Source organism: Flavobacterium sp. CR10 (genome assembly GCF_055814415.1).
Genome location: NZ_CP185985.1, coordinates 5,144,791 through 5,166,191 on the forward strand (window position 1 = coordinate 5,144,791; position 21,401 = coordinate 5,166,191).

At 34.5% G+C, this 21,401-nt stretch carries 18 protein-coding genes and 1 riboswitch; of the genes, 3 read left to right on the forward strand and 15 right to left on the reverse strand.

Going from position 1 to position 21,401, the window contains the following annotated elements; genetic code table 11:
- Nucleotides 1–130 precede the first annotated feature (130 nt).
- Together ACNRYB_RS21645 and ACNRYB_RS21650 are read right to left on the reverse strand one after the other, a co-directional pair.
- Nucleotides 131–1,282 (reverse strand): FecR family protein, encoded by a 1,152-nt coding sequence (locus tag ACNRYB_RS21645; RefSeq protein WP_473728708.1) that lies wholly within the window; start codon nucleotides 1,280–1,282, stop codon nucleotides 131–133.
- A gap of 200 nt (nucleotides 1,283–1,482) precedes the next feature.
- Entirely contained in the window at nucleotides 1,483–2,049 is a 567-nt protein-coding gene (locus ACNRYB_RS21650) for an RNA polymerase sigma factor (protein WP_473728709.1), read from the reverse strand.
- A 348-nt stretch (nucleotides 2,050–2,397) separates the two neighbouring features.
- Between ACNRYB_RS21650 and ACNRYB_RS21655 the strand changes: the two genes are divergently transcribed.
- On the forward strand, nucleotides 2,398–2,688 hold the full coding sequence (locus ACNRYB_RS21655) for a hypothetical protein (protein ID WP_473728710.1): 291 nt from the start codon (nucleotides 2,398–2,400) through the stop codon (nucleotides 2,686–2,688).
- 11 nt (nucleotides 2,689–2,699) lie between these two features.
- A complete protein-coding gene (locus ACNRYB_RS21660; protein ID WP_473728711.1) occupies nucleotides 2,700–3,164 on the forward strand; it encodes a hypothetical protein in 465 nt (154 codons plus the stop codon).
- A gap of 12 nt (nucleotides 3,165–3,176) precedes the next feature.
- On the opposite strand, the gene ACNRYB_RS21665 is transcribed toward ACNRYB_RS21660, so the two are convergent.
- From ACNRYB_RS21665 to ACNRYB_RS21725, 13 genes are all read right to left on the reverse strand, one after another.
- Nucleotides 3,177–4,355, reverse strand: a complete 1,179-nt coding sequence (locus ACNRYB_RS21665; RefSeq protein ID WP_473728712.1) for an MFS transporter — start codon at nucleotides 4,353–4,355, stop codon at nucleotides 3,177–3,179.
- 46 nt (nucleotides 4,356–4,401) lie between these two features.
- Nucleotides 4,402–5,622 carry a DUF763 domain-containing protein gene (locus tag ACNRYB_RS21670; RefSeq protein WP_473728713.1) on the reverse strand — a complete coding sequence of 407 codons (1,221 nt, stop codon included), beginning with the start codon at nucleotides 5,620–5,622 and terminating at the stop codon, nucleotides 4,402–4,404.
- A 261-nt stretch (nucleotides 5,623–5,883) separates the two neighbouring features.
- Nucleotides 5,884–6,975 (reverse strand): AI-2E family transporter, encoded by a 1,092-nt coding sequence (locus ACNRYB_RS21675; RefSeq protein WP_473728714.1) that lies wholly within the window; start codon nucleotides 6,973–6,975, stop codon nucleotides 5,884–5,886.
- Between the two features lie 55 nt (nucleotides 6,976–7,030).
- The gene (locus ACNRYB_RS21680; RefSeq protein WP_473728715.1) at nucleotides 7,031–7,735 is read right to left on the reverse strand and encodes an ion channel; all 705 of its coding nucleotides are present in this window, start codon (nucleotides 7,733–7,735) and stop codon (nucleotides 7,031–7,033) included.
- Between the two features lie 248 nt (nucleotides 7,736–7,983).
- Nucleotides 7,984–9,552, reverse strand: coding sequence for an efflux MFS transporter permease (locus ACNRYB_RS21685; protein WP_473728716.1), 1,569 nt, complete (start codon nucleotides 9,550–9,552; stop codon nucleotides 7,984–7,986).
- A 3-nt stretch (nucleotides 9,553–9,555) separates the two neighbouring features.
- Entirely contained in the window at nucleotides 9,556–10,620 is a 1,065-nt protein-coding gene (locus tag ACNRYB_RS21690) for an HlyD family secretion protein (RefSeq protein WP_473728717.1), read from the reverse strand.
- Between the two features lie 11 nt (nucleotides 10,621–10,631).
- Entirely contained in the window at nucleotides 10,632–11,936 is a 1,305-nt protein-coding gene (locus ACNRYB_RS21695; RefSeq protein WP_473728718.1) for a TolC family protein, read from the reverse strand.
- A 604-nt stretch (nucleotides 11,937–12,540) separates the two neighbouring features.
- The gene (locus tag ACNRYB_RS21700) at nucleotides 12,541–14,013 is read right to left on the reverse strand and encodes an aminotransferase class V-fold PLP-dependent enzyme (protein WP_473728719.1); all 1,473 of its coding nucleotides are present in this window, start codon (nucleotides 14,011–14,013) and stop codon (nucleotides 12,541–12,543) included.
- Nucleotides 14,014–14,107: 94 nt separating this feature from the next.
- Nucleotides 14,108–15,097 carry a redoxin domain-containing protein gene (locus ACNRYB_RS21705; RefSeq protein WP_473728720.1) on the reverse strand — a complete coding sequence of 330 codons (990 nt, stop codon included), beginning with the start codon at nucleotides 15,095–15,097 and terminating at the stop codon, nucleotides 14,108–14,110.
- A gap of 240 nt (nucleotides 15,098–15,337) precedes the next feature.
- Nucleotides 15,338–15,438: riboswitch (SAM riboswitch) on the reverse strand.
- Nucleotides 15,439–15,649: 211 nt separating this feature from the next.
- Nucleotides 15,650–16,099 carry a response regulator gene (locus tag ACNRYB_RS21710; protein ID WP_129745476.1) on the reverse strand — a complete coding sequence of 150 codons (450 nt, stop codon included), beginning with the start codon at nucleotides 16,097–16,099 and terminating at the stop codon, nucleotides 15,650–15,652.
- A 2-nt stretch (nucleotides 16,100–16,101) separates the two neighbouring features.
- Nucleotides 16,102–18,774, reverse strand: coding sequence for a PAS domain S-box protein (locus tag ACNRYB_RS21715; protein ID WP_473728721.1), 2,673 nt, complete (start codon nucleotides 18,772–18,774; stop codon nucleotides 16,102–16,104).
- Nucleotides 18,775–18,989: 215 nt separating this feature from the next.
- Nucleotides 18,990–19,193: a hypothetical protein gene (locus ACNRYB_RS21720; protein WP_343707322.1), complete on the reverse strand. Its 204-nt coding sequence runs from the start codon at nucleotides 19,191–19,193 to the stop codon at nucleotides 18,990–18,992.
- A gap of 105 nt (nucleotides 19,194–19,298) precedes the next feature.
- Complete coding sequence (locus tag ACNRYB_RS21725; RefSeq protein ID WP_343707323.1) at nucleotides 19,299–19,589, reverse strand: hypothetical protein; 291 nt, start codon at nucleotides 19,587–19,589, stop codon at nucleotides 19,299–19,301.
- Between the two features lie 187 nt (nucleotides 19,590–19,776).
- On the opposite strand from ACNRYB_RS21725, the gene ACNRYB_RS21730 reads away from it, so the two are divergent.
- Nucleotides 19,777–21,357, forward strand: a complete 1,581-nt coding sequence (locus ACNRYB_RS21730; RefSeq protein ID WP_473728722.1) for an FAD-dependent oxidoreductase — start codon at nucleotides 19,777–19,779, stop codon at nucleotides 21,355–21,357.
- Nucleotides 21,358–21,401: the final 44 nt, after the last annotated feature.

Here is a 21,401-nt window from a genome sequence, read left to right on the forward strand (position 1 = left end):
ACATTTGGTTATAGTTAAACAATAGGTGGACAACTTATATTGGCTATAAACTTTTATAACAACCAGAAGCATCGCAACTGCCTCTGGTTTTTTAGTTTATAGGCTCAATATAATCGGTTAAACTTAAGAGTTAGGGATAAACAATAATCGTCTTTCCTTCAACCTTAAATTTTATATTACTCAACTCAAGTACTTTTAATACTTCAGATAAATTTTTATTTCTAAATGTACCTCCGTTAAATCTCACATCAGAGACATCGCCGCGATATTCTACTTTAATTCCGTACCAGCGTTCAAGCTGTTTCATTACCGATTTCAAATCAGCATTATCAAATTTAAATCGGCCATTTTTCCAAGCAATTGCCGCTTCGGTATCAACTTCTTTAACTGCAATTTTACTGCTTCCATTAGAAATATTAGATTGTTGGCCTGGCTTCAAAATTGCCTTTTGATTTTTAACTGTAACTGCTACGCTTCCTTCCAACAAAGTAGTTTTCACAACAGATTCGTTGTCATAAGCATGTACATTAAAATGAGTCCCAAGCACTTCTATAGTCTGATTATCTGATTTTACTATAAATGGCTTGTTTTTATTTTTGGCGACTTCAAAATAAGCTTCACCATCTAATTCTACGATTCTTTGATCTCCACTAAATTGAGTTGGGTATTTAATCGACGAAACTGCGTTAAGAAATACTTTTGTTCCGTCGGCCAAAACAATATTATATTGTCCGCCAGTTGGTGTTGAAAGTGTGTTGAATGAATTGCCATCCTCTTTTGAAGAATCGGCATTCGGATTTATTACATAAGTAATTACTCCATTTGCATCCATTTTAATAGTTACTTCATCCTCCTCGCCTTCTTTAGCAATGATATCTTTTGAAGATATATCTGAAAGTATAATTTGCTTTCCGTTTGATAAAGTTAAAATTCCCTTATTTCCGCCCGGAGCAATTTCTTTTTGCTTTTCTGCAACCTGAATGCTTTCTTGCTGTACTCCCGACTCAGATTTTGAAAAATAGAAAATTCCAGTTCCCAATAAAACAGCAATTGATGCAGCAACCGCCACACGTGGCCACAGACGAACCACTTTTGCTCCTTGCGCCAATGGCAGCTTCGCTTTCAAATGTTCGTAACTATCTTCTAGCTCATACTCACTAAGCTGACTTTTACTATTGGAAGCTTTGTGTAAATACCATGCTTCAAGTTTATCCTTATCTTCATTAGATAAAGTTCCTTCTTGGTATTTTTGCAGCAATGCTAAGATTTCTGATTCATTCATAAGTGCAACACGAAATTTTGTCCCGTTTTAAATAAGACAGTTAGAAATGGGTTTTGTCATAGCCAATGACAAAAAAAAATTAAAAAAATATTATTTTATGGTTAACAGATTAAAAGCAACAGAAATCATTTCTCTGTAAATGAACAAATTACACAAAAACTGGAGCAAAAAAAGTTATCGAAAAATTTGTGATAATATTATCAGACAAAAACATTAAGTGCGGTTTTTAGCTTCTCACGCAGAATTTTTACAGAATTGTAAACCTGTTGTTTTGCTGTTTTATCCGTTATGTTTAATTGATTTGAAATTTCGTCATACGAAAGCTCTTCTACTTTTCTTAGCAGAAATACTTCTCGCATTTTTTCAGGAAGCAAAGCAATTTCTTTGGCAATTATTGCTTCTAATTCTTTTTCTCTCAGTTTAGAATCTGCGAAAACATACTCGTTTTCAATAAAATTTGAAATAGAATCGGCATAACGAGAAACCACTTTTTCGTGAGCAATATGGTTAAGAATTCTATTTTTTACGGCTTTGTATAAATAAGAAGAGAGAGATCCTGTAACAGCAAGTTCATGACGTTTGTTCCAGATGTATAAAAAAACTTCCTGAACAGCATCGTTTGCCTCATCATGACTGCCAAGCATTTTATAAGCATGATTGACAAGAATTCGCGAATACCTTTCGAAGATTTCTGTATAGGCCAATTGATCATCCTCTTTAAGAAGATTTAATAGAATATGATCAGCATATTTGCTATAAACAGACATTAATTATTAAAAAGTAAGGATCAAAAACGCAATATTAAACAATTTTTATGTTAAAAGCCAAAACATTATTAAGTTTTAAAAAGCGCAAAGGATTTCGTAGATATTTTTGAATAAATTTCAATATGATTAATCTTAATAATATTGAACTACAGTATTATAGTTTAAAAAAAGGAGTTTATGTTTTGATTTTTTTGCCTTTTGCTTTTTTATGATTAAATTTAATGATAAATGAAAATTTGACAATACTGCAAGAAAATTATATAAGACAGCTAGTGCCCCAAGTCTGTAATTTTAGAATAATCTAATTAGAAAATTAGATATGATTATTCATCCATTAAAACTTATTATATGAGATCAGAAAATTACATGTCAGAAGAATTTGGATTTGAAATGAATTCTTATGAGGAACAGCTATTATTGAATTATGACGATTATCTGGAAGGCGATTATAGCAGCAGGCTAGCAGCTTCAAATCATTATAATTTAGAACTGGGAGAATTGGAAGATAATCTTGAATATGATTTCCATTCAGAGTATGATGAAAATGATTGGGAGGAAGAAGAAGATTTGACTGAAAAACCTGCAGGCGAATATGACGAGAATGAAGAAACGCCTGGAAGTTTTGAAATGTTAAGCTAAAAAATACTGCGATGAAAAATTTGTCTCTGCTTCTAATTTCGTTTTTCGTTTTTTCATGTCAGCAAAAGGAAAACAATAAACCTTCTTCTGAGTCGCCAAAACCTGTTGTTCAAAAAGAAGAAAAACAGGAAAATAAACAAATAGGCGATACTATCGCTATGAATTTTAAGAATGAAGCAAACGCATTTTCAGCTGAAGGCCATTTAGATTCTTTAAATTCAAAAGTATATGTTCAATTTAAAAATGAAGATTTGGGCGAATTAAACGCTCAAATTATTCCAGATACAGGAAAAGGAAACATCCGATTTAATCAAATTATTTTTCCTGATAAAACCTCAGATGGCCCTTTTGGAATGGACTTGAAAATTCCGCTCAAACAAAAAGGAACTCATATTTTGGTAATTGGGCATTCTTTAATGGCTGACAATCCTTACTATGGCAATTTTAAAGTAGAACTAGACATTCAGAAAGAATAATGCTTTATAAAATTATGCTTTAATTCTCTTTTTATTTCTTGCCCAATATGTAAGATATACAATCCCAAGAATTAGCACCAAGATATCAAATCTAATAATTTGCGGGATGCGTTGGATTTGATCGTTGTAATAAGTTCCTCCTAAAAGAGCCCCAGAACCAATTCCGAGTTCCATTGAAATATACATTGTGGCAACCGCTTTTCCTCTATGTTCAGGATTGCTCATGTCAATAGTCCAAGCACTAATTGCTGGCGACAAAATACCAGTACCGACTCCGTAAATTCCGGCTCCGACTAATAACATATTGATATCTCTTCCCGCGCTTATTATAAAAAGAGCAATCGAAGTGATGATCAATCCAGCCATAATAACCTTTGGTCGTCCGTGTCTATCTGAAACTTTTCCTGCTGCAAAACGAACCATAACCGAAGCGACTGTAAAAGCAGTAAAAAATATCCCTTTATTTGTTGCTCCAACATGCTCACTCCAGTCTGGAATTAAGGTCAGAATAATTCCGAAAGCAGTGTACGAAAGAAAAGTAATAATTCCTGCCGGAAAAACATTTTTATCTACAATATCATTTCGGCCAATAATAAACATTGATCTATTCAGTTTTTCTTTTGTAGCAAGGGTTTCTTTCATATTCATTACGATAATAATTGAAAAGAAAGCTAGAAAAGATGAACAGTAAAACATTACGTTCATTCCATAATTATTTACAATCATACTTCCTAGCGCTGGCCCTAATGCACCTCCGATACTAAAACACAATCCATGCATTCCGAGCGCTTCTCCCCATCTGTGCTGCGGAATAATATCTGCCACATAAGCCGATGTCGAAGTTGGTTTAAATCCTGTTGAAAAACCATGAACCAAACGCAAAAGCAAAAACCCTGAAACAGAACTCAAAATTGGATACAAAAATCCGCATACCACACAAACCGAAGACCCTATTGCCATAACAGGAACACGTCCCCATTTATCAGTAAGCTTACCGCTGAAAGGACGCGAAATTGCTGCCGTCAATGTAAAAAGTGAGATGATAAGTCCTTTGTATTCTGCCCCTCCAAGACTGCTTAAATAATTTGGAAGTTCAGGAATCATCATATTAAAACTTGATGAAAATAATAGAGAACTCAAGCAAAGTAAAATGAATTGTAAGGTATAAATTGATTTTTCGTTTTGTGACATTATTGGATTTTTATATAACTAAAGGCTGATAGAAAATTATAATTTTTTAGAATAATTCCAGCTGATTGTTTGGGTTTATAGGTTTCTTTTTAGGAGGTTTAGCATCTCCAAAAACAGTTTTTCCACCATATTTATAAGATTCCTCTCTTTCTCTTTGGATAAGAGCATCAAAATTGGAATTTGGGGTAAAACTTTCTTCTGCTTTCCGCGAAATCTCAGATAGTTTCTGAATGGCACTCAGTTTATCACTATTGCCGATTTTGGCACGATTAATCGCTCTTTGCAACGTATCGATAGTTTCATCGTAGATTTTAACGGGAACAGGAAACGGATGTCCATCTTTGCCGCCATGAGCAAATGAAAAACGGGCTGGATCTTCAAATCTTGTTGGAGTTCCGTAAATGATTTCGCTTACCAAAGCTAAAGATTGCAAAGCTCTTGGTCCCATTCCTTTTAAAAGCAGTAATTCTTCAAAATCTTCTGGTTTATTTTCGTGAGTAGCCCAAAGCATGGCGCCCAATCTTTTCATATTCACATCTTCCATTCTCACATCATGATGCGCGGGCATAGAAAGATGCTGCATTTCTTTTATGATTTTAACTGGAGATTCTTTTACCAATTCTAAAATACCTTCTCGAGATTTTGTTGCAGCATTGGCCGTAAGATTTAAAATTGCGCCTTGATTTTCGCCATAAATAAAAGTGTGTGGTTCATTTATAAAAGACTTTAAATCTTGCGAATGCCAATGATATCTTCTAGCAGTTCGAGAATTCGGATTCATTCCCTGCTGAATAACAGCCCATTGTCCTTTATTATCGACAATAAAATTATGCTGATACAATTGAAATCCGTCCTGAATGGCAGTATTGTCCACTTTTGCCGTTAGTCTGCTACAGCTTGCAAGATTAATTCCGTCGAGACCTGTTTTTTCGCCAACGAATAAAAGTTCCTGTGGGGTTGCCATAGAATGTTTTCCTTTGCCTCCGCAGATATAAATTCCGAGTTCTTTTGAATGCGGATTAACTGACTTTTTTAAAGCTCCAAGAACCGAAGTTGTAATTCCAGACGAATGCCAATCCATTCCCATAACGGCTCCAAAACTTTGAAACCAAAACGGATTGCTTAATTTGCTTATAACTTCAGCAGTAGAAAATTCCATAGCAATCGTTTCCACAATGGCTAAACCTAGCTTAGACATTCGCTCAGCAAGCCATAATGGAACATGTCCATAATGTAAAGGAAGATCTGCCGTGCCGGAACGTTTCATTTGCTGGAATTATAATCCTGCAAAAATACTTTATTTAATTGTGAATTATAAATTGTGAATTGTTAATTCAAGCGTAAAACTTTGCAAATAATCAATTGCCTCCATCTTTAGATGGAGGTACACAAAATTTACACAAAAAAGGCTTTAGCCTAAATAGTAACGATATTCGATTTTAATTTGGCTAAAGCCTTCTTTATCGACAATTGCGAAAACCCTTAGTTAAAACTAGGGGCTATGCAAAAACACATCAACAATCAACCACTAAACAATCTCAATATCATCCGCAGGTTCTTCAACAGGTTCGGGATTATCATCCAGCCAAGCCACAAACAGTTTATATCCTATTGAAAACACAATTGGTCCGACAAATAATCCTATGAAACCTGACATGATGAAACCGCCAATTACACCTAGAAAAATAACAAGCATTGGCACAAGCGCGCCTTTTCCTAATAACAGCGGTTTTAAAACATTATCTGATAATCCGCTGATGATAAAAAACACGGTCCAGAAAATCGCATAACCAGAATCTCCAGTCGAAAAAAGATAAATGATAACCCCAATATTAATTATAATGGGTCCAATCTGCAAAATAGAAAATATCAGACAGATCAAAGTCAGGATTCCTGCATACGGAATGTCTGCCATAAACAATCCAACGGCCTGAATAATAGTCTGAATAACGGCAACTCCCAAAATACCTTTTACTACTTGATAAATAGTGGAAACGGAAATTTTCATAATTTCTTCGGCCTCATTTCCTGCTATTTTTTTAAGGAATTTCATAAAGAAAGCTTTACCGCCTGGAGACACTAATAAAACACCAGCAATAATAACCGATAAAATAAACTGAAGAAATGCAGCACCAGAACTCAAAATACTGGCCATAATTTTAGATGATAATTCCCTTATCTGATCTTGATATTTTATGACACTTTGCTCGAGATCTGTTGACAAAGACAATAAAAACTCATAAAGAGGTTTCCCAATTATGGGCCATTCTTTTATAGAAGCTCCCGGTGGAGTAATTTTTAGTGTTCCCGCTTCAAAGCTGTCTTTCAGCTCTAAAAAATTTCCCGTTGCCGCTTTCAAAAAATAAATTAATGGCAACACCATAATGGCAATAATCAAAACAGTAATAACAACCGATGCCAATGCTTTGCGTCCTTTTAGTATTCGCTGCAGCGAATTAAAAAATGGGTAAAATACAACAGACAATATTACAGCCCAAAGAATAGGCATAAAAAAAGGCAACAGCAATTTAAGACAAAACCCAACAAGGAGGAATATGAAAAATAACTGCAAAATAGTATCAAAGAGTTCTTTCTTTTTATTTGAATAAGTTGTTTTCATGATTATAGCTTTTTATATGATTAGTTATTTTTAATAGCAAATTGTTAATTGATAATTATTCTTGTTTCTTACCTCTATTAGGAAAAGCAAACTTGGCATCTGAAACCAGCCTTCCAATTAAGATAACGGGGTACAAAACACCTACAAGTACCTCAATCTGAACTAAAGAACGAGCCAAAGGATGAAGAGGGACGATTTCTCCAAAACCTGTTGAAGTAATGCAGATATAACTGAAATACATAAAACTAGCCAAATCGCTATTGCTTGTAAATTTCGATTCGGTTATCTGAAAAGCACCTTCAATATGTTCAAAAAGAAATAAATAAAGGGTTGACCAAAAATGAACCAATAGCATATATACAACAATAGATCCTATAATGCGGTAAGTAGTGACTGGACCAGGTTCTAAAACTTTTATCAAAACCAAAGCAATAAGAAGAAGCATGAGCGCGATTGAGAAAATCAGGTCGGCAAATAGGATAAAGACATTGTGATTCAAATAATTAATCCATTGAATGATAAGAAACAGAATAGGAATTATTGAAAGACTAATCGCTTGTTTTTTATGTTTTGATAATGCCACAATTCCTGCAAAAAGAAACAGCATCCAAAATATATTGACAGCAACCACAAAACGCGTGTAACTGCCAAAAAAAGGAATAACAATAAAATGCATGATAAACAGTAATATCAGCATGCCGCTGAGCCCTTTTTCTTGAGTCCAAAAGCGATATAAAAAACGATCTTTTTTTACTATCATAATATAAATTCCAATTACTAAATTCCAAATTCCAATTCCAAAACCTAAAGGCAAATTCCAAAAGCTAAATTCCGAATTCCAATTCCAAAACCTCGGAAAAAATTCTATGTTCTATTTTCTATGTTCTTACTTCTTTACTCTTGCTTCTTTACTCTTACTTCTTTACTCTTACTTCTTTCTTCTCAAGTCTTTACTCTTGCTTCTTTCTTCTCAAGTCTTTACTCTTGCTTCTTTTATCTTCCTCACTCTCAAATCGGTATCGGCTCCACTTCTACTCTTCCAATAGGTCTACGCCAAAGTTTGAAAATCATTATAATAAAAATGGGCAGAAAACAGACTGCCGACATGACGAGATAAATATCTTTATAGGCTAATAATATTGAGGCTTGCGAAGTTTGATTAGAAAGGCTTTTTTCGGCTTTTTTCTGTGCTTCCGCATCTGATAAACCCATATATAAAAATTGCCTTTTCGAATCTTCCAGTTGCTGTTCAGCTTGTTTGTTTATCGGACTAAGCTGCTGACTTAAACCTGTTTTATGCTGTATATTCATATTAGAAATAAAAGTTCCCAAAACTGCGCTTCCCAGCAAAGAAGCAAAAACAGCCTGAGCAATAATTCCAGTCATCATGCGCGATGTGCTCAGAAACGGCGGAATTCCCTCAGAAATGTAAAGTAGCGAAACAGGAAAAAGAAATCCCATTCCTAACCCTTTAAAAATTAATGGCAGATAAAAATCGGACGCGTCGATTCCTGGATAAAATCTGAAAAAAAGAATAATGTGAGACATTCCGTAGCAGGCAAAACCAATTACCCAAATCGTTGCCAGATAAATGCGCTTGTATAAAAGATAAGTCGAAAGCGGAATCGAGATGCATAACCCAATCAAAAGTGAAAGATGCGTTACTGCTCCCAAAACAGGATCAAAACCTAAAATGTTGGTCATATAACCTGTTACGACACTTCCTGTTCCGTTCATTATTCCGATATAAAACATCAAAAATGCACCTGGAATCACATTCTTAAATTTGTAAACATCAGGATTAATCAATGGTTCTGCGGTAAAACGAACATGCAGGAGATAAATGCCAATTGTAATCAATAAAACTGCTGAAGCAAGCATTATTTTAGGATCGCTAAACCAATTTCTGGTTTGTCCTTCGGCACATAAAAAAAGGATAATCGTAAAAAATAAAATCAGAATAATCCAGCCTCGCCAATCAAATTGAAATTTGGTTTTCAGAGGAGCAACATCTGCTTTATAGAAATACCAAGCCAGAATAATACAGATTAAAAAGTTGACATTCAGGAAATAAATTCCAAACGTCCAATTATGAAAACTCACAAAATGCGCTCCTAAATATTGGTACAAATGCTGACTTCCTTTTTGAATGAATTGAAAAATTCCGTACATCAAAGCCATATTGAGAGCAGGATTATACTTTAATAAAATAGGCACCATCGAAGCAAATATTCCGATAATGGAAACCATTGCCAAAAGCGAACGGCATAAAACAAACCAAGCAATAGTAGGCGCAAACAAGGATGCAGTATTGAACAACAGTGACAAAAATGAAACGGATAAAATCATGGTGCGAACTTTAATTTGTTTTCCTAATTTCAAGCCTAAAGGCAAAAAAGCCAACATGACAAAAATGGGAATATAAACCGCATAACTAAAAGCCGTCGTAGAAGGTCCGAAATGTCCTAATATCTGCGAATTATCATAAGTTGTAACATTGAGTCCGTTAAAAAAAGGAATCGTCAGGATATACAATCCTGCCAATGTAAAAACGCTCCTTTTTTTTCCCGCAAACATCTTTTATTTTTTTACTTCAACAGTTACATTCATTCCCGGTCTTACTTCCTGAAGCTCTTTTGTTGGAGTTTCAAATTCAATTTTAACTGGAATACGCTGTGTGATTTTTACAAAATTTCCAGTCGAATTATCGGGTTCAACCATTGAGAATTTGGCTCCCGTAGCTGGAGAAAAACCAGCCACTTTTCCTTTAAATTCTTTTCCGTCCAAGGCATCAATCGTTATGGTTACTTCTTGTCCTTGCTTTATTTTCTCGATTTGAGTTTCTTTAAAATTCGCTGAAATCCATAATTTTTCTGTGAGTACAATTGTCGCAATGGTCTGATTGGCATTAATTAATTCGCCAATAGACAAATTTCGTTCACCAACAAAACCGTCTGCTGGAGCCATAATAACCGTATAAGACAAATGCAATTTTGCCGCATCGAGATCGGCTCTTTTTCTGGCAACGGTTGCCATAGCTGCTTCGAGATTAATCGAACTCTGTTTGGTAATCGAACTGCTTGCTTCGAGACCTTTTCTTCCTGCCTTAACATACGCTTCTTCCGATTTTAATTTAGAAATAACCTGATCGTATTGGTTTCGCGTCACAGCCGAATCGGCATACATATTCTTGAAACGCTGGTAATCTTTTTGCGCTTTTTCTAAACTTGCCAAATCACCAGCCAGCTTTTCTTTTCCCGAAGCTTGATTAGAAACCGAAGTAGTTATATTTTGCTGCAGCGAATGCAGATTTCCTTCGGCTATAGCCAGATCTGCTTCTGCCTGTTTGACTTTGATGATATATTCTGAATCGTCTAAAACAACCAATGTGTCGCCTTTATGCACCTGCTGATTGGCTTCAAAACGTATTTCTTTTATATGTCCTGTTGCACGTGCAGCAACATTATTGATGTAAGCTTCTACCTGAGCATTATTTGTAGTTTCATAAGAACTGAAATCAAAGAATAAACTTAAAATCCACAATCCTCCTGCAATTAAAAAAACAAAAGAAAGGACAGTGAGAATGCTGTTTCTCTTTTTTTCACTTTTCTGAACTGCTCCATTTTGTGTATCTGCTTCGCTCATAACAAGAAATTTTAAAGTTTGCCCATTGCATATTGAAGTGAGTAATATTGAATGATTAAATCTAAATTGGCGTTTACAAGTGAAATTCTGGAGTTATTTAGCTGTAATTCTGCATCTACAATTTCGCTGATTAATGCAAAATCGTTATCATATCGGCTTTTTACAATTTTATAATTGCTCATCGAAAGCTCGACATCTTTTTTGTAGGTTTTGATGTTTTCTTTGCTTTCAGCATATCTGACAAATGCATTTTTTACTTCTGTAGTAATCTGATCTTTGGTGACTTCCAGAGCTATATTGCTTTTATCAATTTCCAGTTTGTCACCACTTATACGATGTTTCAAATTATAAAAACTCGAAATATCCCAGTTTAAAGAAAGTCCCGCCGCCCAATAATTGAGAATGTTTACATAATTGGGCCATTGCGCCGGATATTCTGTATTCAGAATAAGATTTGCGTTTAAATTGGGCTTAAATCCGCTTTTGGTCAAACTCAGCGAAGATTCAGATAATTTGATTCTTATTCCTGCCCGCTTTATTTCTTCTCTGTTTTGAAAAGCTTCTTCTAAACTTTCCTGCAGGTTCATATTTTCTGTCGGAATCATACTTTCTGTCACTTCAGGTTTCAGAATTGTATTGGTTGGGAAACCGATTAATATATCCAGATAATTGCTGATGAGTTGAATGGTGTTAGTACTTCTAAAAACCGAAACTTTAAAATTAGACTGCTGTAACTCAGTTCTCAGAAGATCACTTGTCAGATTCTGACCGTTTTTTACACGCGATTTCAACTGATTTATTCGAATATCGGTATTGATAATATTCTGTTTCGTAACCTCAATCTGGCGATACAATTTCTCAAGTGTAAAATACTGTTCTGTAATGGCATTTTTGACATCGGCTTCGGTCATTTTTACAGCAGATTCCTGCATTTCACTGATTAATTCCTGCTGATTAATTCTGGTATTAATGGCATTTCCTGCGTAAATTGGAAGTGAAGAAATAATATTGGCAAAAGCCTGATGATCGTAATAATCTACAGTAACATTTCTGGCATAGAATCCTTCATAGAGTTTAGGATCTCCAATATAATTGTATCCGCCATTTAAGCTTATTCTTGGTGCTTTTGCAATTTTTGCCTGACCGACATTTTCGTTAGCAATAGCCAAATCAGCATTTGCCAGTTTTAATTGCCGGTTATTTTTAATTCCTAATAAAATTGCTTCATCGAGTCTTATTTTTTTTGCAGATGCAAGACTGCTGGTATCCTGCTGAGCAAAATTGAAGTTACAGCAGCACAATAAGACAAGAGTCAAATGTTTTAAATTTGAAACTCTTAATTGCCAATAACACATCCGATTATATTGATTTAATTTTTAATTTTTGGGAATTTGTAATCAATATTCTTCAACAAACCTTTCGGTAAAACTTGAAATCTTTCTATAAAAAAGTCACGGCGTAAACTCTGAAATTGTTCTTTGCAATAATTATTTTGATATAAATTTAAACAATTATTATTCAACACTTTAGAGTATAAACACTCAAAATTGTTCCAATTTATAAAATGGAACAATTTTCAAGGCTTTAAGGCTTATTTTAAAGCAAAAAAAATTGCAACAATCAGATAGATCATTGCAATTTTTGAAAGAAATCAAAATATAGTTATCGGCGTATAATTTATTTCAATTTTACAGCATCCATTAAAATAGACCATTGAATGCATGGCGAAAGTGTATTTATCATTAGAACAAAACTAATTTTGCCAGAAATAATAATGATGTATTACAAAGTATGAGTTTAGTGCATTAATCAGTTTGGCTATCTTTTTAGGACTATCATTTCAAAATCTTTCTCAAACAGAATCTGGACTTTATACTAAAAACCTAACAGATTCTCAAAACCTGTTAGGTTTACTACTAACTAATCTAACTTAAACCATTCATTTACTTCTCTTGCGATGGTATCTTTAATTTCGGGATTTTCAAATTCATTTGAAACCGAATTATATACATAATCTTTTTTCCACTTTTTATAATTTAGAGCCACTTTTTCAATCGCATCACAGATATAAAAAAGTTCTTCATTGGTTGTAATTGGATGCAATGACAAACGAACCCAACCCGGTTTATTGGTCTGATTTCGCTGCAATAATTCATTTGTAATTTCTGCCGATTTCTTTTCATTAATATTGAAGAGATAATGCGCATAAGTGCTCGCGCATGACCATCCGCCACGAACTTGAATTCCGAAACGGTCATTTAGCAACCTAACAATCAAATTATAATGAATATCTTCAATAATGAAAGACACACAACCAATTCGCTCTGATTTTAAATCCCCTAAAATGGATAAACCTTGTATTTTTTGAAGTCTCGAAAAACAAAGATCAAGCAATTCTTTTTCTCGATTTTTGATATTCTCCACTCCCATCTGCTCTTTCAATTCTAAAGCCAATGCCGTTCTAATAACTTGTAGAAATCCTGGAGTTCCGCCATCTTCTCTAACTTCTATCACATCGCTGTAACAATATTTCCCTAACGGATTGGTCCATTTTACATTTCCTCCACCTGGATTATCTGGAAAATCAGATTGGTATAATTTTTCGTTAAAAACCAGAATTCCGCAAGTTCCAGGGCCTCCTAAAAATTTATGTGGAGAAAAGAAAATCGCATCCAATTGTTCTTCTGGGTCTTCTGGATGCATATCAATTTTAACATACGGCGCCGAAGCTGCAAAATCAACAAAACAAAGTCCGCCGTTTTGATGCATGATTTTGGCCAATTCGTGATAAGGCGTAATAATTCCCGTAACATTTGAACAAGCTGTAAATGAACCTATTTTTAAGCTTCTTTCAGCATATTTTTTTATTGCTGACGAAAGAGCTTTTGGGTCAACCAAATTATTTTCATCAGGTGGCAGAATAACCACTTCTGCATTCGTTTCATACCAAGAAACCTGATTGGAATGATGCTCCATGTGTGTGATGAAAACCACTGGTCTATCTTCTTCAGCTTTTGTTCGAAGCGCCATGATACGCTGCAATTTTGACAAAGCTGCTGTCATACCGCTTCCGGTAGTTACCAAAACATCCGATTCGTTGGCATTAACCGATTTTTTAATAATATCTCTAGCATGCTGATAGGCATAAGTAGAAGTTTTTCCTGTCTGACTTGAAAGTGAATGCGTATTGGCAATCATTGGACCAATTTTATTGAGCATTATCTCTTCGATTGGAGCGTATAATCTTCCGCTGGCAACCCAGTCTGCATAAACTAGATTTTGTTCTCCGTAAACCGATTCGAAAGTATGATCAATTCCTACTGTATTTTCTCTAAATTTAGAAAAGTAACACTCAGGTTCTGTTGGTTTTGTTGTTGACTCAATAGCATTCATATCCTTGTCATTTTAAAATTAACTAATATTGTATTATTTGTATTTCTTATCAATCTTATCATTCATCTGAAAAACAAGATTGTGCTTTTCTTTTTTAAATTTTATTTTCTAAAAGTCTTTTCAATGTAGATTGTAATTCTTCTCCATACAGGTTTTTCGCAACGATTACCCCTTTAGGATCCACCAAATAGTTTCCTGGAATGGCTCTTACACCATATAATTTGGCAACAGCGCTGTTCCAGAAAAGCAAATCAGAAACATGTGTCCAGGTTAAATTATCGTCTTTAATTCCTTTAAGCCAGTTTTCTTTCTTTTTATCAAGAGAGATTGCCACAATGTTGAATCCTTTGTCGTGAAACTCTTTGTAAGCCGCTACAATATTCGGATTTTCTCTTCGGCAAGGTCCACACCATGAGGCCCAAAAATCAATCAAAGTATAGCCTTTTAAGTTATCATAAAGACGAACTGGCTTTCCTTCCGGATCATTAGCTGTAAAATCTGGGGCTTTTTTACCTACCGATAATCCGTCTAAAACAATAGCCAGTTCTTTTAATTCTTTCACGTAAGTGGTACTTTGAAGACTTTTATCTAGCAAAGCAATATTTTGTGTAATCTGTTCAGGTGTTAATCTATAAGACCAGTTTCTGTACAATACATAAGCAGAAACAATAGATTTTGGATTTTCTGTTATGAATTTACTGATTTCCACATCTTTGCTCTTTTTGTAGGCTTCAAACAAATCCTGAGAAGCAGAACCTTCAACCACAGATGTTGTGTAATATTTCTTCGGACTCAGTTTTACTGTAATCGGATTTTTTTCTAGAAAAATATACAATGGAGAGCTTTCTGTATTTACGCTTAATCCGTATAAATCTGGTGTTTTTACTTTCGTTTTAAAACTAAAATTTCCGTCTTTTACTTTTGCCGAATCAATCGTGGTAAACATCTTATTGTGAAACTTCTGCAAGTAAACGTATTGCGCTACGGTATCTGCAACCGTTCCTTTCAATTGTAAATTATTTTCCTGAGCCTGAGTTTGAAGAGCCCCAAGATATAAAGCAAAACCTAATAGTATTTTTTTCATTTTATTTTTAGTTTTAAGATTAGACAAAAGAATTTCAGGCCAATGTCAGAAGTCATTGGCAGTATTTTATTTTATAAAGAGAATCTGGTGTAAACTATTGTTTTCGCATTCAGAAAAAAGCAAAAGCGTTTTCTTCAAAAATGGAATTCAAGAGCTCATAACCTGCGTATAAAATAGATTCTGCTTTCATTTTAATTAAGATTTAATTGGATGATCTTAAACAGATTTACGGAGAAATCTTTCTTATCTGCCCGCATTTAGCGGAAGGATTTAGCACCTTATTCGGCAACAGGTTGCTAAGACTTCATTGGGCCTATTCCCTCAGTCTTTCTGGATAAGTATCATGTTATAAATTTTCTTCGATACAAATATATATTAATCCTACCGAATTAGTCAAGTTTAAAATTGTTTTTTTTTAAATTTATTTTTTAGACCCCCTTCCAAAAACCAATAAAACACTTATAATCAAATAATTAAAAAACATATTTTTATTCTTTTTCAAAATAAATTCATACGTTTTTTAATTCAAAAGCCAGAATGCATTTTAAAATTCTAATGGAATATATGCAGATATTTATTCTTTTCCAGATCTGAAAGCGGTTTTTTAAATCCGTTTTCGAGGTTAGAAGCAATTAATCCGAGCACTTGCTTTAAATCGTTAAAATTATTTGGTTTCACAAAATAACAGAATGCCCCAAGGTTTCCGGCTGCTTCCATATCATTTTTATGTGAAGAAGTAGAAATCATAATCACGGGAATATTTTTGTAACGTTCCTCTGATTTTAATTGTTTTAAACATTCCCAGCCATTCATAATAGGCATATTTAAATCTAAGAAGACAATTTCAGGAGTTTTGTCTTGACTTTTTAGCATTTTCAATGCTTGATCTCCATTTTCTGCACAATGACAAATAATACTTTCATTTATATCAGCCAACGCTTCGCAAAACATTTCTGCATCATCCCTATCATCATCGGCTAATAAAATTATCTTCTTACTCATAATCAAATGTCTTTTTCTTTCTGTTCAAATGGAAGTGTTATAATAAAAACAGCTCCTTTATCAGCAATTCCAGTTGCGGTAATATTTCCTCCGTGACGTTCTGCTATTTTTTTGCAAAGAGACAACCCTAAACCTGTTCCTTCATAACGATCTTTAGAATTTAATCGGGTAAAAGTTTCAAAAATGCGTCCTGTCTGATCGAGGTCAAATCCAATTCCGTTGTCTTCTACACTAATTACAGCTATTCTTTTACCGTCTTCAAATTGCTCTTTTGCATTAATGGTAATCTGTGGCGGAATGTTTTCTTTAGCAAATTTAATAGAATTGTTTATCAGGTTATAAAATAATTGATAAAGCAACACAGAAGCACCTTCAATAACAGGAAGTTCTTGATAGTAAATACTTCCGCCTGTTGTTTGAAGCGAAATTTCAAGATCGGCTTCTATATTTCTAATCACTTCATTGAGATTAACGATTGTTGCTTTTTGCGAGTCGGCATTGATTTTTGAATACGCAAGTACGCCGTCAATCATAGTAAACATGCGATCTGCCGCTACATGAATTCTTTCTATATATCTCGTCGCCGATTCGTCTAACTGATTTTCAAGATGATCTTCTAATCGACTTACAAATGTCTTTATTTTTCTAACAGGCTCTTTTAAATCGTGAGAAGCGACATGAGCAAATTGCTGTAAATCATCATTGGAACGTTGCAATTCTTTGGTTCGATCTGCCACCAGAATTTCTAACTTTTCTGTAATCGATTTTTGCTCATGAATATCGGTGCAGGTACCAAACCAATTGGTGATTATTCCTTCTTTATCTCTAATGGGAAGTGCTTTACTTAAAAACCAGCGGTATTCTCCTGTACTTCCATTTTTTAAACGAAATTCTATCTGATAGGAAGATCCCGCATGAACACTTTGGTACCAAGTTCGCAAAACATCGTAAACATCGTCATGATGGAGCGCTGGAACCCAACTGGAATCTCCAAATTCGTGTTCGCTAAACCCCGTATATTCATACCAACGGCTATTATAATAATCTATAAACCCATCTGGCTGAGCAGTCCAAATAATTTGAGGCACAAGATCTGCAAGCTGCCTAAATTTCTCTTCACTTTCTGCTATAACATTTTGAAGTTCTTTTTGTGAAGTAATATCACTCGCGGCGCCAAACCACTCTACAATCTTTTCGTTTTCATCTAATATAGGAACCACTCTTGAAAATACCCATCTTACAGAATCATCTTCTTTTATAATCCTATGCTCCATTTCAAAAATGCTTTTTTCTACTATAGATTTAGAAATAAGATGAACTGCCTGATTCAAATCGCTAGGATGCACAAATTTATCCAGCCAATTAATGCTATGTCCTCCAGTCCCAGAAAGTCTTCCTCCACCTTCAAGGCTATGCATAACCATCCAATCAGAATCCATTCGGTAAACCAAATCAGATGAAGCATTGACCAAAGCTCTAAAACGATTTTCGCTTTTTTCCATTTTCTGACGAGCCTCAACTTGTTCCGTAACATCGACTGCTACCTGTATCATTCCCGTTATCTGATCTTCTTCAATTAATGGGCGGTACGTTAAGTTATAATAATAGTTTTTTACTTCTCCAGTTCTATTATGTGGCACAAGCACCTCGCTTTGGTCAAAAGGGATTCCTTCATTATAAACCTTTAAAACCTGTTCCCACACATATTGGCCTTCAAGTTCTGGCAGCACATCAATCAATCTCATACCAATAATTTCCTCACCACGTCCAATCATTTGCAGCATATGTTTATTTATCTGCTCAATAATGAGATCATCGCCTTTTAGCACTAAAGTTGGAGCTGGCGTCTGATGAATCATTTTACGAAAACGGCTTTCGCTTTGCTGCAGTTTTTCTTCTGCCTGTTTGCTTTCTGTAATATCTCTTGTCGTTCCAACAACAAGTTCCACTTCTCTGTTTTCATTAAAAACAGGAACAAAAATATAGTCGTAAATTCTTCTTCCCAGTTCCGCATGCGGAAAAGAAACAGTTCCTCTAATAGATTTTTTTTCTGCAACTACAGTATCGATTTCATGTTCGTGCATTTCGGCATGCCAATCTTCATAACCATTTTCTCTTAATCCGCGTCCAATAGCTTCTTCTGCCGATTTGCCCCACATGTTTAGCAAAGCTTTGTTTGCATAAGTAAATTTATAATCGAGATCAAATACATACACAAGATCGGGTGTGCTGTTTATTATGGAATCGTAAAGTCTTTTTTGTTTTTCTGCATCGACCAATGCCTCGTTCAAAGCTGTTTCTGCTTGTTTCTTTTCGGTGATATCTTCCATCGTAATCACCAACAATTCGCCTTGGTTCACGGCCGTAAATCTAAAACAATGTTTTACGGTTTCATTACGATACCAATGTTCAAAATTAGCAGGAATACCTGTCTCCAAAGTTTCAATAAAATTTTCGAGAATCGTTTTTCCTTCTATTTTGGAAAAAACTTCACTGAACCTTTTTCCTTTGTAGTCTTCATTATTAGTCCAGTTTATAAGGTAATTGTTAAGCAACACTACTGAAAAATCTTCGATCCTATTTTTGGTATCATACAAAGATTTTAAAACTGCAATACCATTTGGCGCAGCATTAAAAACAGTTTTAAAAAGGTCTAAATTATTTATTAACTCCATTATCTTGCTGAGTGAAAATAATTTCTAATGCTGCTTAACTTACAAAATAAAGTCAAATTTGTTAAATTCTTTCTCAAATATAAATAAAAACGCATTTACTTTAAACATTCTTTAAAATGATTTTTAAGTAAAAAATCATCTTTATTTCCTTGGCATAACATCAAAAAAAGCCGAATCCGTAAGGTTCAGCTTTTTTTTTCCATGTATGACAACAATTATTGCTTGATAGAATCGGTTTTAACTGTAGCTGTTGTATCTATGCCGATAGTATCAACTTCTGGCCCTACAGTATCCATAGTATTTTGAATGCTATCATTTTCATGCGAATCAATTGTAGTGCTTTCATTCTTTTTACAAGAAAATGCTAATCCTGCCAGAAGAATCAAGAAAGCCACTTTAGTTATTATTTGCGTTTTCATAATTATAATTTTTAATGAATATTATCAAATTTTAATTTTTATAAAAATACTTCTTTCTAGAAATGTATTCTTTACACAATTTTTAGCACTTGTTACATAATGCAGTTATTTCTTTTTCTTTTTAACACTGTCATTTTTTATTCTCACGCTATCTTTCTGAACTCCCGATTCACTCGTGTAAGTTGCTCCATCTTCTGCACTCGCACTGGGTCCAGTTCCTGTTCCGGCAGTACTCTGTTTTGCTTCCATACTCTTTGCGGTATCTTTTATTGAGGTTCCAGTATCAAGAGGTGTTGTACTGGTTTCTATTTCATCACTATAACCATCGTTATTGTTTTTACACGAACTTAACACTGCTATTAAACAGATAAGAATCAAAATTTTTAGTTTTTTCATGATCATACATTTTAAATTTTAAGCAATAAACTAATATTCAAACATTTACACTTACAGCATTCACTATAATTCTTATATAAAATCACACTGGAAATCCTATAAAATTTTAGAAATAAAACTGTAATTGACCTCTGATTTTTACTTAGTAGCTTTGATATGAATGTATTACATAAAAGGACCAATAAAAATGGAAAATTCAAATCAAAATATAAATGAAGGCAGCATCACTTCTGGCGATAATGTCTCATTCTGGATTGATTCTACCGATATAATTGCTTTTGAAAAACCTACTCAGGATATCAAAACAGAAGTTCTAATTATAGGAGGCGGTATTGCCGGACTTACAACTGCATATAAACTTTTGAAAGCAGGTAAAAAAGTGGTTCTGGCAGAAGACGGTTTCATAGGAAGCGGAGAAACAGGACGAACTACAGCGCATTTAACTTGCGCATTAGATGACCGATATTATTATCTTGAGAGTACTTTTGGGAAAGAAAATGCAAAACTTGCCGCCGAAAGCCATTCTGCAGCTATTGATGAAATTGAAAAAATAGTAACTGATTTAAACATTGACTGTGATTTTGAAAGAGTTAATGGTTATTTGTTTCTGCATCCGAATGATAAGGAAAAAAATCTCGATAAAGAGTTTGAAGCTACTCAAAATGCAGGATTAGAAACAGTTCTTTTAAATCATACTCCTTCATTGGCAGAAGCAGAAGATCAGAGATGTCTCGCATTTAAAAATCAGGCGCAATTTCATGTTTTGCAGTATTTAAAAGGACTTTCAAAAGCCATAATTGAACTAGGAGGAATCATTTATACCGAAGCTCATGCCGAAAATATAACCGAAAAAGGTGCAACCGTAAATGGTTTTAATTTTTCTGCTGAATATATTGTTGTAGCGACCAATACGCCAATTAATGATGTTTTGACTATGCATACCAAACAGCATGCTTACAGAACATATGTTATTGGCGGAAAAATTCCGAAGGACAGTTTACCGCATGCCTTATGGTGGGATACAGGTGATCCAGAATCCAAATGGGTAGCACAGCCTTATCATTATGTACGACTGCAAAATTTTGATGATGAATACGATCTGCTAATTGTTGGCGGTGAAGACCATAAAACAGGACAAGCTGATGAGGAAGGAATTTCTGCATTTTCACGTTATGAACGATTGGAAATCTGGGCTAAAAGATATTTCCCTCTACTAGACGAAATCAGTTATAAATGGTCCGGACAAGTTATGGAACCTTTTGATTCTCTGGGTTTTCTTGGTCGAAATCCTGGCGATCAAAATGTATTTATAATTACTGGAGATTCTGGAAACGGAATGACGCACGCTACCATTGGCGCTATGCTTATTTCTGATATGATTCAGGGAATCGACAATAAATGGCAGGATTTGTACAGTCCGTCGCGAATTACATTTAAAGCAATTAGCGATTATATGAAAGAGGCTGGAAATATGGCCTCACAATATCTTGACTGGATTTCAGGATCTGATCTTGACAATACTGCCGATTTAGAACCTGGAGATGGCGGTATTCTTTCTTTCGGATTAAGAAAAGTAGCAGTTTACCGAGATTACGACAAAACACTCCATGCTTTTTCTGCTGTTTGTCCGCATTTAGGCTGCATTGTACAATGGAATTCAGACGAAAAATCTTTTGACTGTCCATGTCATGGTTCAAGATTTGCCACCGACGGCACGGTATTGAATGGTCCCGCTGAAAGCAATTTAAGCAATCTTCATATAAAATAATACCTCCACTTTTTCATTTTTTTTAGCTTGAAAACATCTGTACA

Excerpts from the sequence above, each read along its gene's own strand:
- ACNRYB_RS21645 (WP_473728708.1), bottom strand. The coding sequence starts at position 1,282 with ATGAATGAATCAGAAATCTTAGCATTGCTGCAAAAATACCAAGAAGGA.
- ACNRYB_RS21650 (WP_473728709.1), bottom strand. The coding sequence starts at position 2,049 with ATGTCTGTTTATAGCAAATATGCTGATCATATTCTATTAAATCTTCTT.
- ACNRYB_RS21655 (WP_473728710.1), top strand. The coding sequence starts at position 2,398 with ATGAGATCAGAAAATTACATGTCAGAAGAATTTGGATTTGAAATGAAT.
- ACNRYB_RS21660 (WP_473728711.1), top strand. The coding sequence starts at position 2,700 with ATGAAAAATTTGTCTCTGCTTCTAATTTCGTTTTTCGTTTTTTCATGT.
- ACNRYB_RS21665 (WP_473728712.1), bottom strand. The coding sequence starts at position 4,355 with ATGTCACAAAACGAAAAATCAATTTATACCTTACAATTCATTTTACTT.
- ACNRYB_RS21670 (WP_473728713.1), bottom strand. The coding sequence starts at position 5,622 with ATGAAACGTTCCGGCACGGCAGATCTTCCTTTACATTATGGACATGTT.
- ACNRYB_RS21675 (WP_473728714.1), bottom strand. The coding sequence starts at position 6,975 with ATGAAAACAACTTATTCAAATAAAAAGAAAGAACTCTTTGATACTATT.
- ACNRYB_RS21680 (WP_473728715.1), bottom strand. The coding sequence starts at position 7,735 with ATGATAGTAAAAAAAGATCGTTTTTTATATCGCTTTTGGACTCAAGAA.
- ACNRYB_RS21685 (WP_473728716.1), bottom strand. The coding sequence starts at position 9,552 with ATGTTTGCGGGAAAAAAAAGGAGCGTTTTTACATTGGCAGGATTGTAT.
- ACNRYB_RS21690 (WP_473728717.1), bottom strand. The coding sequence starts at position 10,620 with ATGAGCGAAGCAGATACACAAAATGGAGCAGTTCAGAAAAGTGAAAAA.
- ACNRYB_RS21700 (WP_473728719.1), bottom strand. The coding sequence starts at position 14,013 with ATGAATGCTATTGAGTCAACAACAAAACCAACAGAACCTGAGTGTTAC.
- ACNRYB_RS21705 (WP_473728720.1), bottom strand. The coding sequence starts at position 15,097 with ATGAAAAAAATACTATTAGGTTTTGCTTTATATCTTGGGGCTCTTCAA.
- ACNRYB_RS21710 (WP_129745476.1), bottom strand. The coding sequence starts at position 16,099 with ATGAGTAAGAAGATAATTTTATTAGCCGATGATGATAGGGATGATGCA.
- ACNRYB_RS21715 (WP_473728721.1), bottom strand. The coding sequence starts at position 18,774 with ATGGAGTTAATAAATAATTTAGACCTTTTTAAAACTGTTTTTAATGCT.
- ACNRYB_RS21720 (WP_343707322.1), bottom strand. The coding sequence starts at position 19,193 with ATGAAAACGCAAATAATAACTAAAGTGGCTTTCTTGATTCTTCTGGCA.
- ACNRYB_RS21725 (WP_343707323.1), bottom strand. The coding sequence starts at position 19,589 with ATGAAAAAACTAAAAATTTTGATTCTTATCTGTTTAATAGCAGTGTTA.
- ACNRYB_RS21730 (WP_473728722.1), top strand. The coding sequence starts at position 19,777 with ATGGAAAATTCAAATCAAAATATAAATGAAGGCAGCATCACTTCTGGC.